Genomic DNA, 15,416 nt, shown 5'->3' on the forward strand with positions numbered 1-15,416 from the left:
GGTTGTTGTGAGCTGTATTGCACCAGTCGCGAAGGAGATGAACCATGCCTTAAATTTGCTAATACATATCAATTCGTCTCATTCATGCTAACATGAGGTGATGGACGCATTGAATGGTTGGTTGAAAGCGGTTCGGGCCGACGGCTTGGTGCTGGCGCGTACCCGCGTGGCAGGACCATGGGGGTTTGCGGTGCAACCTTGCGAAGCCGTAGTGTTTCATTTCGTCGCGGAGGGACGAGCCTTCGTCCGCCAAGCGGATGCGGCAACTATCGAGCTGCAGGCTGGTGAAATGGTCATGTTCCCGCGTGGCCATGCGCATGAAGTGGCGTTTTCGAAACGCGGCCGAGTCATACCGCTCGAATCCTTCCTCGCCCTGCGCGATGGCGTCCTCGACAGCGATCCAAAGGCCACCACACTGATTTGCGGTCAATTCAACGTGGATCAGCACCTGGCGCTTCCAGCACTGCGGGCGTTACCGCAGTCGGTGTCGTTGCGCGCCGGAATGGAGCCTGGTAGTTCGTCGCTCAGCGATACACTGCGCTTGCTACGTCACGAAGTGGAGACACCGAACTTCGGCAACCATATCGTGGTGCGTAACCTGCTCTCGTCCCTGTTCGTTTACTTCATGCGTAGTTGGGCCGATACCGCTTCTCCAGCGGCAAACGACTGGTTTTCAGCTTTGCGATCGCCGCAGATGACACGGGTTCTCGCGCGCATACACGAAGCACCTGACCATGCATGGACCTTGGAGGAACTCGCCAAGGAAGCTCGCTTGTCGCGTGCTGCTTTTGCCCGCAACTTCTGCGCCTTGGTGGGCGAGCCACCACACCAGTATCTGACGCGCTGGCGCATGGGCATTGCCGCGCAACTGTTGGAGGAAACCGGACTGCGACTTGGCGAGATCGCTTCGCAGGTCGGCTATAAGTCGGAATTTTCGTTCAGTCGTGCCTTCAAGTTGGCGCGAGGGGTTTCACCGATCCAGTACCGCCGCGCACAACAGAATTAGGCAGCGGAACCCAGGCCGAGGAAGTTGCGCACTGGGGCGATTCGCGACAGCACGTAATGCTCCACCAGGCATAGCGCGAGCATGGATATACCCAGTAGCGGCAAGCACAACCCGAGCAGGGCCAGTACGCCGGGCATCACACCCGGGTATCGGCTGTCGGCCTGAGCGGACGGCGCACCGAGAGTGCCCAGAGGGCGTCTGCGCCACCAGAGCATCAACGCGCTGAGCGACAAGGTCATCAGGCCGAGGGTCGTAAGTAGGCCGAGCAATTGGTTGGTTAGCCCAAACAGTTGGCCTTCATGAGCAGCCACGCCGTAGCCGATGATGCGGTCGAGCAAAGGTCGTTGATTGAAGTCGACGCGTTTGATCACCGTACCGCTGATCGGAAACTCCGGTTTGGTCGGCATGCGCGTTTCCATTGTCACCACGCCGCCCATGGAGTTGCCCGGATACAGCGCACTGAACGGGCCGTACATCACATCGACACGGGAAATTTCGCTGGGCGACACCAAGCCCCAACGAGGCGGGAAATTGAAACTGTTGCCGAGCAGGTTGGAGAGCAGCAGGTCGTCGGCATACACCAGCGATTGGGCGCTGGACACAGTGCCGGTGGTGCGGGTGGAAACGATGCCGTTGCGGTCGCCGATATAGCGTTCACGTACCTCAATGCTGGGCAGGTACTTCAGGCTTTGCGCTGAAGTCATAAGGTTGACGCTTTCGCGGATCTGTTCGGCGCTGCGGCTTTCGACCACTGCCGGAGCGCCGGCAATGGCTTGGGGCAATGGTTGGTTCTGTGCCACGTCTTCGCTGGTGACCAACACATCCTCGAGGATTATGGAACCGGAGGCGGTGGGCGCAGTGCTGTCGGCGCGCACTGGCTGGGCGACAGGTAACAAGAACAGACTGCTGGCCAGGGCCGTGAGCAGGGCATTGTTCAGGCTCGACAGGCACAGTGTCGGGGTGGGCGGCAGCGAGTGGGCGGCACGGGACTTCAGAGCGGCAAGGGCGCACTGCTGGGTGATAGCGGGCATCTGATCTGATCCATGATTCAGGGCGATAAGGCACGCAGAATTCCCCCAGGCGCCGAAGCGCCCGCGGCATTCATGCGCAGTTTCCAGTCAAGGTCAGGAGAGTGCGGGCATCTTGCCATGTCGAGCGTAGTCGGCAAGCAGCAGCGGTAACCCGTCGCATACTGGTGGCGACGGGTTTGGCCAGCGAACGGCGAGGCTAATCGCTCATCATGGCAGTGCTTCTGCTACGCAAAGGAAGTACTTCGGCGAGATAGCTTCCCCGCGATTTCGGCTACGCGTTCACCAAGTATCTCGGCAGTACGCAGATCGCCGTTCGAGGGAGCCTCTTCGGGCGAAGCGTCCGAAGGCGAGATCGCGAACGCACCGGCAAAACCACCCGCATAATTGACATCGTCTCGAGTACTTTCCTTCTTGTTGGACGGCATAAGACCCAGGCCTACCCAGATCTGCCCCAGTTGCTGGGACAAAGTGAACAGGTATTGCACTGTCGAATGCTTGTCGCCGTTGGCCGAGGCGGAGTTCGTGAAGCCCGCGGCTACCTTGTCTTTTAGTGCTTGCGTGAACCACAGCCTGGACGCGGCGTCGGCGAACTTTTTGAATTGCCAGGCCGGACCACCCATGTAAGTAGGGGTTCCGTAGATGATCGCGTGCTGATCAGCCAGGGACTCAAGCGCCCCATCGGGTAAGTTGCCGTGTTCGTCGATGCGCAGCATGGTCACTTCCGTGCCGAATACAGAGGCAGCCCCTCGGCGCACCGCTTCGGCCTGCTTGGCGGTGTGGCCGTAACCGCTGAAATAGACAACAGATATCTTGGTCATAAAGTGAATCACCCAAAAAAACAGACATGGAAAAAGAAGCGGATGTCAGGCAAGCGAAGCCTGCTGGCATATAGGCGCTGCTATGGCACTAACCGCCTGGCGTAACTGTCCTTGTCGTCCAATACACGTCCGCACTTTATTTGGGTAATTACCTGGGATATAGGCGCTCGTCGTTGACAATTTGTTGCTTGGAGCGAGCAAATAAATTAGGCGACTCCTAGAACGCCCGAGAGTTTGTTAAAGGAAAGTAGGGCGCACACACCCGATCACAATCACATGAATTCTCACTGACCCGATGGTGCTCGAGCCCAAGGTTCGTGTATCAGGAAGTCGCCCAGTTAGCGAAGTCGTTTGCCAAGAAATCAATGAGGTGTCTTGTGGCCAGCGGCATATGCTGTCGTGAGGTATAGATCGCAAAGATATCCATGCGCTCGATTTGGCACTCTTCCAGTACTGTACGCAACGCCCCGCTTTCGATGTCCGCACGGACAGCGAATTCAGGAAGGACTGCAATGCCTATACCTTCAAGAGCCGCACGGCGCAGTTCCAGTGTCTCGTTTGTCCGGAAGCGGCCGTTGATCTTTACAGCCTCAATGCCGCGTCCTTCATCGAGCTTCCATTCGCCGTCGCCAAAAAATTCGTAGGTGAGACAGTCATGATCTCTAAGATTTGCGATTGTGCCGGGTACCCCGCGGGCAGTCAGATAGGCCGGCGAGGCACACAAAACCGATGAGCACGATCCAAGTCGTCGGAAAATCAGGTTTGGGTCAAGTTGATAGGCGATGCGAATTGCTACATCGATCCGCTCTTGCACTAGATCAACGGTGCTATCAGAAGTTTGCAGGTCGATTGACACCAGCTGGTTAGCACGCAGGAATTTGGCGAGCGCGCCTACGAGATAAGTTTCCGCAAACACTGTGGGTGCCGCCAGGCGCAGCGTGCCCCGTGGAATGTCGTCGGGAATTGACACCTGCCCAACAGCTTGCTCGATCGCGAGCATCTGCCGGCACAGGGAAAGCATTTGCGTACCGGCCTCTGTCAGGCTGAGTCGCCTCGTTGTTCTATGAAGCAGCCGGGCATTGGCCCAATTCTCGAGACTGCTGACATAACGCGAGGCCATCGCCCGCGACATGTCCAGGTGCAAGGCGGCGCTGGACACACTGCCACGCTCGACAGTTTCAACAAAAACACGGGCAGCGGTAATGCGGTCCATATGATCGATCTGCGCAACAATTTGTTAATTTTGGCAGTGTATATCATCGATCTATGCGTCGATACCGTGTGATCTACACCAAGAGAGGCGCGATAATGACCAAGCCAGTTATTACCTTCCAATATCTGTTCGATCCGTTCTGCGGATGGTGCTACGCCAGCGCCCCAGCACTCGCTGCGCTCGCCGTGCTCGCCGAGACATGGGGCGAACAGTTGCACATGATGCCCTCCGGCCTGTTCACCAACGACGGGGCGTGCGCAGTCGCGGCGATTGCCGATCACGCATGGCGCAATGACCAGAGGATCGAGCAGCTCACTGGTCAGGTCTTTAGCGAAGTGTATGAACGCGACGTGCTGGGTAATCCACAGGGTGTGTTCGATTCGGGCTATGTAACCCGCGCACTCATCGCGTTGGGCAGGATCGACCCCGCTCTCGAGTCGCGCTTCTTGCACGCGGTCCAGGTTGCGCGTTATGTCGCCGGCCGCGACACCGCGTTACCGCACGAAGTGGCCGCCGTCGCCGTACGGGTTGCAGCAGAAGCCGGGATCAGCCTCGATGAAGCCGGATTCGGGCGCTTTCTGGTCAGCGATGTCGGATTGGAGACAGAGACCCACAAGCGCATCTCGGCCAGCGCCCGACTCATGCAACACCTGTCGGTGAGCGGTGTTCCGTTGCTGGTCATGACGGTCGATGGCGTGGATCACGTGATCCACGGCGCGCCGCTGTACGACGGCGCGCCGGCTCTCTACGCAGCCATCGACACTGTCCTCGCTTCCCGTCAACGCTCGATCAAATCAGGTTGATTCACTCGCAGGCTGTTCAGCCTCCTTGTACCAACGTATCTATGGCAACGTAATCCTCATCGGAAAGATGAAGATCCAAGGCATCCACATTTTGCTCTAGGTGTGACTGCTTTGAAGTACCTGGAATTGGCAGTATTACAGGGCTGTGTTTCAGTAACCATGCAATAGCGATTTGCCCCGGTGTTGAACCGAGTTTGCGGCAGAGTGAGTCTAATAATTTTCCTGGTTGAATTAGACTGCCTGCTGAATCAGGTGCTCGGGACGCCCCAGCGGTGACCAAAGGTCCGGTCCACTGCGCGTTAATCCCGCCTTCGTCGCAATAAGAGTCCGCGGTGTCAATGAGATTGATGCCCAGCAATGATGCGCTGACTCGCCTGCCGACGAAGCGGGCGAGTACTATCGACGAACTGCTGCGTCATAGATTGCAACCGGTTTAGCTGCGCAAGACGGGATGCCCGGACGCATATCCTCGTAGTAGCCCGTCACACGCGCAAAGTTAAAAACTCAAATTCAAGGGTGGGCGAGCATTAGGGGGCTCTGAACGGATCTTTTATTCTTCCGGCGTGAAATAGCTCTTCTCAATAGCTTTGCGGGTCGAGGCGATGATCTCCTTGCGAGTTCGTTCTTTTTCGACAACTCGGGACAGGATCAGCGCTCCCACACATTGAGCAATGACGGCCCATGCAGCATCAGGACTACCGAGACGATCGGCCCAAGCTTTCTGTATTTGCTTCAGTCCTTTTTCGACAGCCACCCGTACTTCCGGTTCGGCACGTGCAATCTCTCCTCCCAGGGCTGGAAGAACACAACCTTCTTCAGGATGAAGGACATGAAAGGTGCTGAGATAATTGCGTAAGCATTGCTCCAGCTGTTCGCCTGATGCGTTTTGTCCACCAGCCAGCATTTCACTGCTGTTTCGGATTTCATCCTCAATCACTGCCTGAAACAGCGCCTGCTTTGAGGGAAAATGACTGTAGAAAGCCCCCCCAGTCATGCCTATGGCGGACATAAGTGCATCGACGCCCGTTGAGCTGAAACCACCTTTTTTCGTGATCGCCCTGGCCGTCTCAATCAGCTTCGCGCGCGTCTCGTCTTTGTGGGTTTTGGAGTAGCGCATTCACCTTCCTCGGATCGATTGGCATTGGATAGATCGTAGCATATGGTCCGTTTACTAAACGATCATTTTACAATAGAGCGAGCATGGCGGAGATCATAGAGTTCTACTTGGATGTTGGTCCCTTTTGAGCAGGTGCTCCCAGGAATAATCTAGCCTCGACCGACTACGCCTCTACAGCCTGACCTCCTTCGCGCCGTCCATTTTATAAATCGCCGCGCTTCCCTCGGGCATGGTGCCAATGCAATGCCCAGGCCGGCCTGAACTATCGGGCGTAGGGCGTCATTGGGCATTTCATTGGAGTCGTGGTGGTCGATTCAGATAGTGATTTCTTCGATTGCGCGGCCGAGAGCCTCGATCTCTAAATTGATGCGGTGGACAGGGCGAGGTTACGGTTGTCTGGCAAGGCCATACCTCTGTTAAAAAGGGACTCGCAGAGGGTAGACGTCAAGGTTAACAAAAAGCCCACACATGGCGGGCTATTTGTCGAAGGGGCGCTGGTCCATCAGCTTGATCGAGTTTAGACCGCGTCTGCCTGCAGGCAAGGCTGGAGCCAAAAAATTCATTGCAGGCTTGCGATCTACGCCATTACCACACATGCGCAGTGATGACGGTAAGTCTCTGCCCGCAAAGGGGCAGCTGATTTGCTGGAGTTCAGGCGCGATATACAAGCTCACCAGTATGCTACTTCGCCGCATGCACATCGCCATAGGTGGATGCGTTTTTAACGGCTTGGGAGAACGGAGTTTTCGATAATGCAAACTTTCATGCGACGTTACTGGATTGAAAAGCTGCGGAGCATTTCTGCTCCGCACGCCGCGTAATCAGCTGTCGAAGGGGGCGTCTTCGATCAGATCGCAGACATTCGGGCAATGGAAACCATGTATGTGTCGACGCGCGACGTCGCCGATCCCTGAACCGATGGCCGTAAACGGTTTTTTCCTGGCGACTTCAGTTAATGCCGCAGTGAAGGCCGCCTTCATTCCGATACGGGGGTAAAGCGCGAGTGTATCGTCGACCAACGAAGGTGTGATCTCCTCCAAACTCATTCCCATGACGTCGACATGTGCGCCCATGTAGACGAGAGCGATTTCCGGCTGCTTGCGGACCGCAATTCCAGCGCTGGAGTGCAGTGCGATTGCATCCCAGACCAGCTCTGCTTTCGCCTGCGCGTAACCGTTAGCCTCAAGAAAACGGCTGGCAGCATCGGCGCCATCCACTTCAAAGCGTTGCTCGGCCGCAAACTCGTCCGTCAGCCCGAGGTCGTGCAGAAGCGCCGCGAGGTAGACCGTTTCACGGTCATATTTGAAGCCGCGCGTCTTGCCGAGGAATTCGGCAAACCACCATGTCCGGTGCACATGGTTCAAAATCGGTTTCGAGTGAACGCGCTCGACGAGAGAAGCGGCTTTGCGGGCGAGTTCGGAGTCGGGAGCGCTGAAGCCGCCAATGGTGACAGGTGTGTTCATGTTTGCTTCCTGAGAGATAAGTTGACTCGCAGCTCAGTCTAAATATTTGCGGGTGGCATAGTTGACTATTTACGGTCGATTTGTGCCAATATTCAGGCATTGAATACGCGGGAGACAGCGGTGAGCAAAACGACGAAAGCAAGCGATCTGCTTATCAGCGGGACGCAAAAACGAGTGGTTATTCTGGGGGTGCCGCCTGTGGACTCGCTCGACGTCATTGGTCCGGCGGAGGTGTTTGCCTTTGCCAACAAGCTGCACCGCGGTGACGCCGCGCCCTACAAACTCGAACTGGTCTGTGCAGGGGCTGATGTGTGCCTGGAGAGCAGCACGGGCATTGCGCTGATGGCGCACAAGACGCTTGAACAGGAGCGTCGTGAGAAGAAATCAATCGACACATTGATTGTGACTTCGGGTTGGAATGCCAAGGATAAAAAAATAGACGAGACGATTATCGATTGGATCAGAGAGCAGTCCACCATTGTTCGGCGTGTGTGCTCGATATGCGTGGGCGCGTTTGCCTTGGCGGATGCAGGGCTTCTGGATGGTCGGCGGGCAACGACTCATTGGTGTATGGCGCGAAGCCTGGCGGAGCTTTATCCCAAGGTACGGGTTGACCCGAATCCAATCTGGGTCAAGGACGGTAACGTTTACACGTCGGCTGGCATCTCGGCGGGAATCGATCTCGCGCTCGCGTTGGTCAGCGAAGACCTGGGTGATGAGGTCGCCATGGAGATCGCAAAAAATCTGGTTCTGTTCTTACGGCGTCCTGGCGGACAAGCGCAGTTCAGCATGGCTCTGCAATCGCAGCACACAGCCGGTTCGAATCTGGATGAACTCTGTCTTTGGATCAATGAGCACTTGAGCTCGGAGCTCACTGTCGAAATATTGGCGGACAAGCTCTCCACCAGTGTCAGGACGTTAATACGCTTGTTTCAGAGAGAGTTGCAAACCACCCCTGCGAAGTACGTCGAAGACGTCCGGATAGAAGCCGCCTGCCGGTCGATTGAGCTAGGGGGGCGGTCGATGGAAGAGGTCGCGCGTCGAAGTGGCTACCACAGCGTAGACGTACTGAGGAAAGCCTTCGTAAGGCGAATTGGAGTGAGTCCGAAAGAGTACGCCCTGCGGTTTTCGCCAAACAGTGAGTTGGCGTAGGTTTGCTCTGTATTCGGCGCTGGCGTTTCAGACTAAGTGCTTGCGCAGTAACTGATCCGAAGCGCTGAGTGAACTCCCTGACACCCAGAGACATGTCATCTCTGCACGCACAGTCAAGATGTGCGCAAGTGCGCCGCGTACGCTCCTTGGTTCCAAAGCCCCGAAGGCTGACTTACAGGAGCATACCGTGAGCATAACCTCGATAGATCGACTTGCCTGCGTTGAGGCATTTCTTGGCCGCCATCATGGAACATTCATCGATGGCAAAACCATCGCCCATTCCACGGGCAGCACGTTCGACCTCTATAACCCCGCCACGGCAAAGGTGCTTTGCACCACTCACCTGGCTGATAGCGCACAAGTCGACGCCGTAGTGCGCTCGGCGCATGCGGCCTTCAAGTCGGGTGTCTGGACGGGCCTGATGCCCACGGAACGCGAGCGCATCCTGTTGCGTTTCGCTGATCTGGTCGAGGCCCATAGCGAAGAGCTCGCGCAGCTGGAAACCTTGAACCAGGGCAAATCGATCAATATCTCACGTGCCATTGAAGTTGGCGGATCAATCAATTACATGCGCTACATGGCGGGGTGGGCAACCAAGATCGAAGGCCAGACACTGGATGTTTCGATCCCGATGCCTGCCAATGCCCGATTCAATGCCTATACCCGCCGCGAGCCTGTCGGAGTCGTCGCCGGAATCGTGCCGTGGAATTTCCCGCTACTGATTGCGCTCTGGAAAATCATGCCCGCGCTTGCTTGTGGTTGCACCATCGTGATCAAGCCAGCGGACGAAACTCCGCTGACTGCGCTACGGGTGGCCGAACTGGCGATTGAAGCCGGCGTTCCTCCTGGTGTTTTCAACGTATTACTTGGCCGTGGCGCCGAAGCGGGCGCCGCGTTGGTGGCTCATCCCTTGGTGAACAAGGTGTCCTTCACCGGCTCGACAGCCATAGGCAAACAGGTCGGTATCGCCGCCCTGAGTAATATGGCGCGATTCACCCTGGAGCTGGGCGGTAAAAATCCGATGCTCATTCTTGAGGATGCCGACATTGAAAAAGCGGTGACGGGCGCGATCAGTGGCGGGCTGGTCAATCAAGGTCAGATCTGTGCGGCGGCGTCGCGAATTTATGTGCATGCCAGCCGGTACAAAGATTTTGTCGAGGCCTTGACCAGTCAGGTTGCAAGCATGACGATCGGCGACGGAATGAATCCGCACGCACAGATCAATCCACTGGTATCACGCAAACAGCAGGAGAGCGTTTTAAGGCACTTGAGCATTGCGCGTTCCGAAGGCGCACAGTTCTGCACCGGCGGAAATGCACCCGACCTACCGGGCTATTTTGTCGAGCCAACCGTACTGGCGAACCTCAATCAGCAGATGGCCGTGGTCCGGGAAGAGGTTTTTGGCCCGGTGTTGTCGGTGCTTTCCTATGAGAATCTCGATGATGCACTGGCCCAGGTCAACGACAGCCAATACGGTCTCGCCGCCAGTATCTGGACCAACGACCTGGGGCGAGCCATGCAGTTGATCCCGCAAATCGAAGCTGGGATGGTATGGGTCAACAACCATGCTCCCGTCGACCCCAACCTGCCGTTCGGTGGCTACAAGCAATCGGGCATGGGGCGAGAGTTTGGACGCAGTGCCATGGAGGGTTTCACCGAGCTCAAGTCGGTCTGCCTGACCTATTGACGTTCATTTGGCGGGCACCCCGGGGATGCCCGCCGTTTAACAACTCGATGCGCGCGCCCGATAACTTCTTGGCGCCCGCTCGAAGTGACGTTTGAAAGCACGACTGAAGTGGGCGGCGTCTGAAAATCCCCATTTGAACGCAATCCGGGTGATGGACTCGTGATTCATCTCAGGCCTGGACAGATCCTCAGCGACCTTCACCAGACGCTGCCGTTGGATATAACGGCTCACCGTCTCACCTTGCTCTTCAAACAGGCGATAAAGTCGGCGCAAGGAAAGATTCATCTGTTGCGCCAGGTAGGACGGACTCAGGAATGCTTCGTGCAATTGCTCGTCAATCAGCCTTAGCGCAAGCCCATAAAGGTCACCCTGCTCTAATTCGGTATTGCTTGCGTCAATCCGCTGGTGATCAATCAGCGCCGTAGGCAATAACGCTAATAGGGCTGACTGTAGCGCGTCACCATCACCCTGCACATGCTTGATGCCTTTGCAAACGGGTGAGTTATCAATGAAATCTATCATTGTGCGGATCATCCTGGTAGATACGGAAGTCCGGGATAACTTGACGAAAAAAGAATGTCTTCCAAGTTTCCGCTCGATGATTTCTCGCGGGAGATGAATCGAGATGTTTTCTATCAGTCCGTGTGGCTGGATTTCGAGAGTGCTGGCTGAGTCCACCAACGCCAAGTCACCTTCGATCAGCTCCAGCGAGTTGTTTCCTTGTCGAATGCATTGCCGGCCACTGCGCTGGAAAATCAAGAAGCAGTATCGATAATCATCTTCGGAACTTGTCTCTTGTCGAGTAATCAGCTCAGCATTCGTGCGGATATGAGCCACTCCTAAACTACCGAAATCCTGCCGGCGGACATCACCAATAAATAGACTACAGTGCCGGGATGGCTTGGACGTAAAGGGACCGCACGCCAGCTGTAGTGCCTTGTTCCAATGGTCGAAAGCAGGCGAAGTGCTAATGTCTGAATGCATGGTGAACCTCGTGAAGGTAGAAATTTCACTTAACGATGTTTTTCCATCGTCGATGGAAAAACGAGAAGCCCGAGCGCATTAAGTGCCAGGCTTCTTGTAATATTTTGATAGCGACGCCGGGGCATCCATCGCTCGTAATTTATCTGGCAATTACGATTAAAATTGATGGAGCCAATTTAGAATGAGGCGGTTACCCTCTGGGCGATTTTCGGTTTCCGTCTCGAAAAAATAGTTGGCAACCAGAATGTCTTTCTTGGAAAAGCTGAATAGCGCACCGGGACCAATGGCAAAGACTTTTTCCCGACGGCCCGCAACATCATGGCCATTGACCTGGGTGTCGGTGAATTGCTTCAGCCAATAACCATTTACGCCCACTTGAAAGTGAGGGGTCAGGGCATGGAGTGCTTCGAAATTAAGATGCACTGCTTGACCAGCCTGCATGTTGCGCGCATCCACGCCGAAGGACGCAGGAGAGGGGTCATCGTTTTTGCCGTTCCACAAATAGTGCAGGCGCCAGGACAAGGTTGTTTTGGGTGTGGCCCATAGCGTACCGGCCCAATAAGGGTTGAAAGACCAGAAGTTGGATCCGGGGTTGATTGCAACATCCTTATCGTATCTGCCGATTGGAACCAGTACGTCAGCTTCAAATCGCTGGGAAAATAGTGGGCCGTCTTTGCCCATCACCGGATCGAATTGCAGGAAAACACCTACGTTGGCATCACCCACACCCTCTTGAGCATCCAGTGCAGCGTTGTTCAAACCGTCATTGACGTGAGCTTTTGTGACGACCGGCAGGATGAAGTTCAATCCCCAGTTTTTCCCTTTCCCTTCGCCGTTCTGGTAGATCAATTGAAAGACGCTGCTATCTATGTTGGTGGTGGACTTGGGCAGCGGTATCTTGTCACCATGGTTATCGGTTATTTTTCGCCCCTGATAGTTTGAATAGTAGGTCGACAGCATCCAGCCCGGTCCACCGGGAAGTGGCGTACCATCATAAAACGTGGTGAAACCTAGATTGACAACAGGCAGGTCGTTCGCATGTACAACGCCTGTCAGCAAATAGCCGATGATGAGAAAGGCCGGCAAGCTGTTTGTTAGCGTCCACACCATATGTTTTTTCATTATTTCAACTCCGCAAGTAATTATTGTTAGGGCAGAGAAAAGTTGTGTTGAACAGTTTATATTGAGGTTGTGCTTTGAACATTGGCGAGCTGCCGACGTTGAGTCTGGTCAGGCCCCATCTCACTCGACGCGCTTAATAAAAAATCAAAAATATAGAGATCAAGTATCAAGCGCGCCCAGCGCGGATTTTTGCCAATGCAGTCATGAATTCAATTAAGAATATCAAGACAAGATGAGTGGCTGTTAATTCGACGCCTCATCGCTATTGAACATGTCACGGAATAAAAGCCACTTGCCGCCCACACGTTTCCACGCCACGAGATAGCGGCCTTTGTCAGCCGTGCCTGTGACTCCGGGAGATGTTTGCACGAAAAGCTCATAACTACCGATCTCGACCGCTTCATCGCCTGAGCCTTCAACCTCGAGCGTGGTGAATTTTCCGCCTACGATCCCCATGCTGAATGCCTGGTCAAAGAAACCTTGAATCGCCGTCCTGCCGCTTAGTGTTGGAACACCATGGGGCATTAGTCGAGCGTCAACGGTATATAACCCCGCAATCTCGGCACTGTTTTTTTCAGACATGGCAGCGGCCAGTGCATTTTCTGCAGCCTGAATCTGTTCTTTAAGTGTCATTTTCTATTAATCCTCTACTCGTTGAGATCATCTAACATTTTTCAGCATCTTCCCTATATGAAACGTCCATGATCAAACGCATCCGTCGCGATAGATTACTTCTCCAGCACTAACGCAAGAGTGTTGCGCGTCCTTGGAAGGAGCACCGGATATTTGCATTGCTGCGCGGTAAATATTCCGGTAGTGATTATAAGTGTGCTGTTTTGCCGTAATCGCAGCATCTGGAATTATCAAAGCTTGAACATTGCAGAACTTTCGGCTCCGCAACGTCATGTATCAACTGTCGAAGGGGGCGTGGTCGATAAGGTCACACACATTCGGGCAATCGAAGCCATGTACGTGGCGGCGTCCGACATCAGCGAGGCCCGTTCCAATCGCTGTAAAAGGTTTCTTCCTGACGACATCGGCTATCGCCTCGGTAAAGGCGGCCTTCATTCCGATACGGGGGTAGAGCGCCAGCGTATCGTCGACCAATGCCGGCGTGATTTCCTCCAGGTGCAGGCCCATGACATCGACATGGGCGCCCAGGGAGATGAGGGCGATTTCTGGCTGTTTGCGGTCAGCGATGCCTGCGCTGGTATGCAGTGCAATCGCATCCCAGACGAGCTCTGCCTTGGACTCCGAGTAGCCGTTCGCTAGCAAAAAGCGGCTGGCAGCGTCGGCACCATCGACCTCAAATCGTTGGTTGGCGGAAAACTCGTTAGTCAGCCCCAGGTCATGTAACAACGCGGCGAGGTAGAGCGCCTCGCGATCATATTTCAGGCCTCGCTGCTTACCGAGGAATTCGGCAAACCACCATGTCCGATGCACATGGTGCAAGAGCGCTTTCGAGTGGACGCGCTCGACGAGGGATGAGGCTTTTCGGGAGAGTTCAGAATCTGGAGCACTGAAACCGCCAATGACGACAGGTATATTCATGTTTGCTTCCTGAGAGTTGATTTGACTCGAGGCTCAGTCTAAGTTTTTTCTATTGTCAGAATTGACTATTTCCGGATGATTTGTGCCGAAATGCGCACCTTGTAAGTGGGTGTGTTGGCGGCATGCGTGCCTTTGAAAAGTACAATCTTAGCTGTGGAAGGTGCATTTTCTACCTGGAAGGCTCGTTCCATACTGGCCCTGCATCCGGCGCTGCTCCTTGATTTGGAGCGCCTACCGGACATCCAACAATAAGCAGGCCTGTCCATGAAAAAGCCAAACCCGCTCCTCGAAGACCTCAAGTCCATTTTGCCGACCATCGCTGCCAATGCCTTCCAGGCCGAGCAACTGCGCAAGGTCCCTGACGAGAACATTGCGCTGCTCAAAGGCATCGGCATGCACCGGGCTTTCCAGCCAAAGAAGTTCGGAGGCATGGAAATATCGCTGCCGCAATTCGCCGACTGCATTGCCTTGCTCGCAGGTGCATGCGCCAGCACGGCGTGGGCGATGAGCTTGCTCTGCACGCACAGCCATCAACTGGCGCTGTTCTGCGCCAAATTGCAGGAGGAAATCTGGGGCTCTGACCCGGATGCCACGGCCAGCAGCAGCATCGCGCCGTTCGGCCGCACGGAAGAAACCGAAGGTGGCGTGTTGTTCAGCGGTGAAATGGGCTGGAGCAGCGGCAGCGATCACGCCGAGTGGGCGATTGTCGGTTTCCGCCGCAAGAATGCCGAGGGCACCCAGGACTACTGCTTTGCGGTACTGCCGCGCAGTGACTACCAGATCCGTGACGACTGGTTCGCCGCCGGCATGAAGGGCAGCGGCACCAAGACCTTGATCATCGACAACGTGCTGGTGCCGGAACACCGTATCCAGAAAGCCAAGGACATGATGGAAGGCAAGTCCGCAGGTTTTGGCCTGTACCCGGACAGCAAGATTTTCTACTCGCCGTACCGTCCTTACTTCGCCAGCGGTTTTTCCACCGTGAGCCTGGGTGTCGCCGAGCGGATGCTCGAGGTGTTCCGCGAAAAAACCAAAAGTCGCGTACGCGCCTACACCGGTGCCGCGGTCGGTGCCGCGACCCCGGCGTTGATGCGCCTGGCCGAGTCGACTCATCAGGTGGCCGCCGCGCGGGCCTTTCTCGAGAAGACCTGGCAGGAGCATGCCGAGCACAGCGAGCGGCATGAATATCCAAGCCGCGAAACCCTGGCGTTCTGGCGTACCAATCAGGCCTATGCCACCAAGATGTGTATCCAGGCGGTGGACCGCCTGTTCGAGGCCGCCGGTGGCAATGCCTGGTTCGAGAATAACGAGATGCAGCGTCTGTTCCGCGATTCGCACATGACCGGTGCCCACGCCTACACCGACTATGACGTTTGCGCACAGATCCTCGGCCGTGAGCTGATGGGGCTGGAGCCTGATCCGAGCATGATCTGAGCCCAACCGGCACAGCACACCCCATAACAACAATC

15 protein-coding genes are annotated in these 15,416 nt (G+C 55.4%); 5 read left to right on the forward strand and 10 right to left on the reverse strand.

Annotated features, from left to right (window positions below):
* Positions 1 to 100 precede the first annotated feature (100 nt).
* Entirely contained in the window at positions 101 to 1,006 is a 906-nt protein-coding gene (locus tag AC3ITY_RS15905) for an AraC family transcriptional regulator (protein WP_489310597.1), read from the forward strand.
* On the opposite strand, the gene AC3ITY_RS15910 is transcribed toward AC3ITY_RS15905, so the two are convergent.
* The 3 genes from AC3ITY_RS15910 to AC3ITY_RS15920 all read right to left on the reverse strand — a co-directional run bounded on the left by AC3ITY_RS15910 (position 1,003) and on the right by AC3ITY_RS15920 (position 4,068).
* Positions 1,003 to 2,037, reverse strand: a complete 1,035-nt coding sequence (locus AC3ITY_RS15910; protein ID WP_489310599.1) for a PepSY domain-containing protein — start codon at positions 2,035 to 2,037, stop codon at positions 1,003 to 1,005. The two genes, AC3ITY_RS15905 and AC3ITY_RS15910, sit on opposite strands and share 4 nt — an antisense overlap.
* A 224-nt stretch (positions 2,038 to 2,261) precedes the next feature.
* Positions 2,262 to 2,855 carry a flavodoxin family protein gene (locus AC3ITY_RS15915; protein WP_489310601.1) on the reverse strand — a complete coding sequence of 198 codons (594 nt, stop codon included), beginning with the start codon at positions 2,853 to 2,855 and terminating at the stop codon, positions 2,262 to 2,264.
* 322 nt (positions 2,856 to 3,177) lie between these two features.
* On the reverse strand, positions 3,178 to 4,068 hold the full coding sequence (locus AC3ITY_RS15920) for a LysR family transcriptional regulator (RefSeq protein WP_489310603.1): 891 nt from the start codon (positions 4,066 to 4,068) through the stop codon (positions 3,178 to 3,180).
* A 95-nt stretch (positions 4,069 to 4,163) separates the two neighbouring features.
* Between AC3ITY_RS15920 and AC3ITY_RS15925 the strand changes: the two genes are divergently transcribed.
* A complete protein-coding gene (locus tag AC3ITY_RS15925) occupies positions 4,164 to 4,871 on the forward strand; it encodes a protein-disulfide isomerase (protein WP_489310605.1) in 708 nt (235 codons plus the stop codon).
* Between the two features lie 16 nt (positions 4,872 to 4,887).
* On the opposite strand, the gene AC3ITY_RS15930 is transcribed toward AC3ITY_RS15925, so the two are convergent.
* The 3 genes from AC3ITY_RS15930 to AC3ITY_RS15940 form a co-directional block, all read right to left on the reverse strand.
* Complete coding sequence (locus AC3ITY_RS15930) at positions 4,888 to 5,229, reverse strand: aldo/keto reductase (protein WP_489310607.1); 342 nt, start codon at positions 5,227 to 5,229, stop codon at positions 4,888 to 4,890.
* 192 nt (positions 5,230 to 5,421) lie between these two features.
* Positions 5,422 to 5,988, reverse strand: coding sequence for a TetR/AcrR family transcriptional regulator (locus AC3ITY_RS15935; RefSeq protein WP_489310609.1), 567 nt, complete (start codon positions 5,986 to 5,988; stop codon positions 5,422 to 5,424).
* An 821-nt stretch (positions 5,989 to 6,809) separates the two neighbouring features.
* A complete protein-coding gene (locus tag AC3ITY_RS15940; protein WP_489310611.1) occupies positions 6,810 to 7,451 on the reverse strand; it encodes an HD domain-containing protein in 642 nt (213 codons plus the stop codon).
* A gap of 120 nt (positions 7,452 to 7,571) precedes the next feature.
* On the opposite strand from AC3ITY_RS15940, the gene AC3ITY_RS15945 reads away from it, so the two are divergent.
* Together AC3ITY_RS15945 and AC3ITY_RS15950 are read left to right on the forward strand one after the other, a co-directional pair.
* The gene (locus tag AC3ITY_RS15945; protein WP_489310613.1) at positions 7,572 to 8,603 is read left to right on the forward strand and encodes a GlxA family transcriptional regulator; all 1,032 of its coding nucleotides are present in this window, start codon (positions 7,572 to 7,574) and stop codon (positions 8,601 to 8,603) included.
* Positions 8,604 to 8,796: 193 nt separating this feature from the next.
* Entirely contained in the window at positions 8,797 to 10,290 is a 1,494-nt protein-coding gene (locus AC3ITY_RS15950) for an aldehyde dehydrogenase family protein (RefSeq protein ID WP_489310885.1), read from the forward strand.
* Positions 10,291 to 10,326: 36 nt separating this feature from the next.
* Here the strand turns inward: AC3ITY_RS15950 and feaR are convergent, their stop codons facing one another.
* From feaR to AC3ITY_RS15970, 4 genes are all read right to left on the reverse strand, one after another.
* On the reverse strand, positions 10,327 to 11,274 hold the full coding sequence (feaR, locus tag AC3ITY_RS15955; protein WP_489310615.1) for a transcriptional regulator FeaR: 948 nt from the start codon (positions 11,272 to 11,274) through the stop codon (positions 10,327 to 10,329).
* Between the two features lie 156 nt (positions 11,275 to 11,430).
* Entirely contained in the window at positions 11,431 to 12,384 is a 954-nt protein-coding gene (locus tag AC3ITY_RS15960; RefSeq protein WP_489310887.1) for a SphA family protein, read from the reverse strand.
* 255 nt (positions 12,385 to 12,639) lie between these two features.
* A complete protein-coding gene (locus AC3ITY_RS15965) occupies positions 12,640 to 13,029 on the reverse strand; it encodes a YybH family protein (RefSeq protein ID WP_489310617.1) in 390 nt (129 codons plus the stop codon).
* 276 nt (positions 13,030 to 13,305) lie between these two features.
* Positions 13,306 to 13,947 carry an HD domain-containing protein gene (locus AC3ITY_RS15970; protein WP_489310619.1) on the reverse strand — a complete coding sequence of 214 codons (642 nt, stop codon included), beginning with the start codon at positions 13,945 to 13,947 and terminating at the stop codon, positions 13,306 to 13,308.
* Positions 13,948 to 14,211: 264 nt separating this feature from the next.
* On the opposite strand from AC3ITY_RS15970, the gene AC3ITY_RS15975 reads away from it, so the two are divergent.
* A complete protein-coding gene (locus AC3ITY_RS15975) occupies positions 14,212 to 15,381 on the forward strand; it encodes a p-hydroxyphenylacetate 3-hydroxylase oxygenase component (protein WP_489310621.1) in 1,170 nt (389 codons plus the stop codon).
* Positions 15,382 to 15,416: the final 35 nt, after the last annotated feature.

This window comes from Pseudomonas sp. GL_091 (assembly GCF_057837725.1).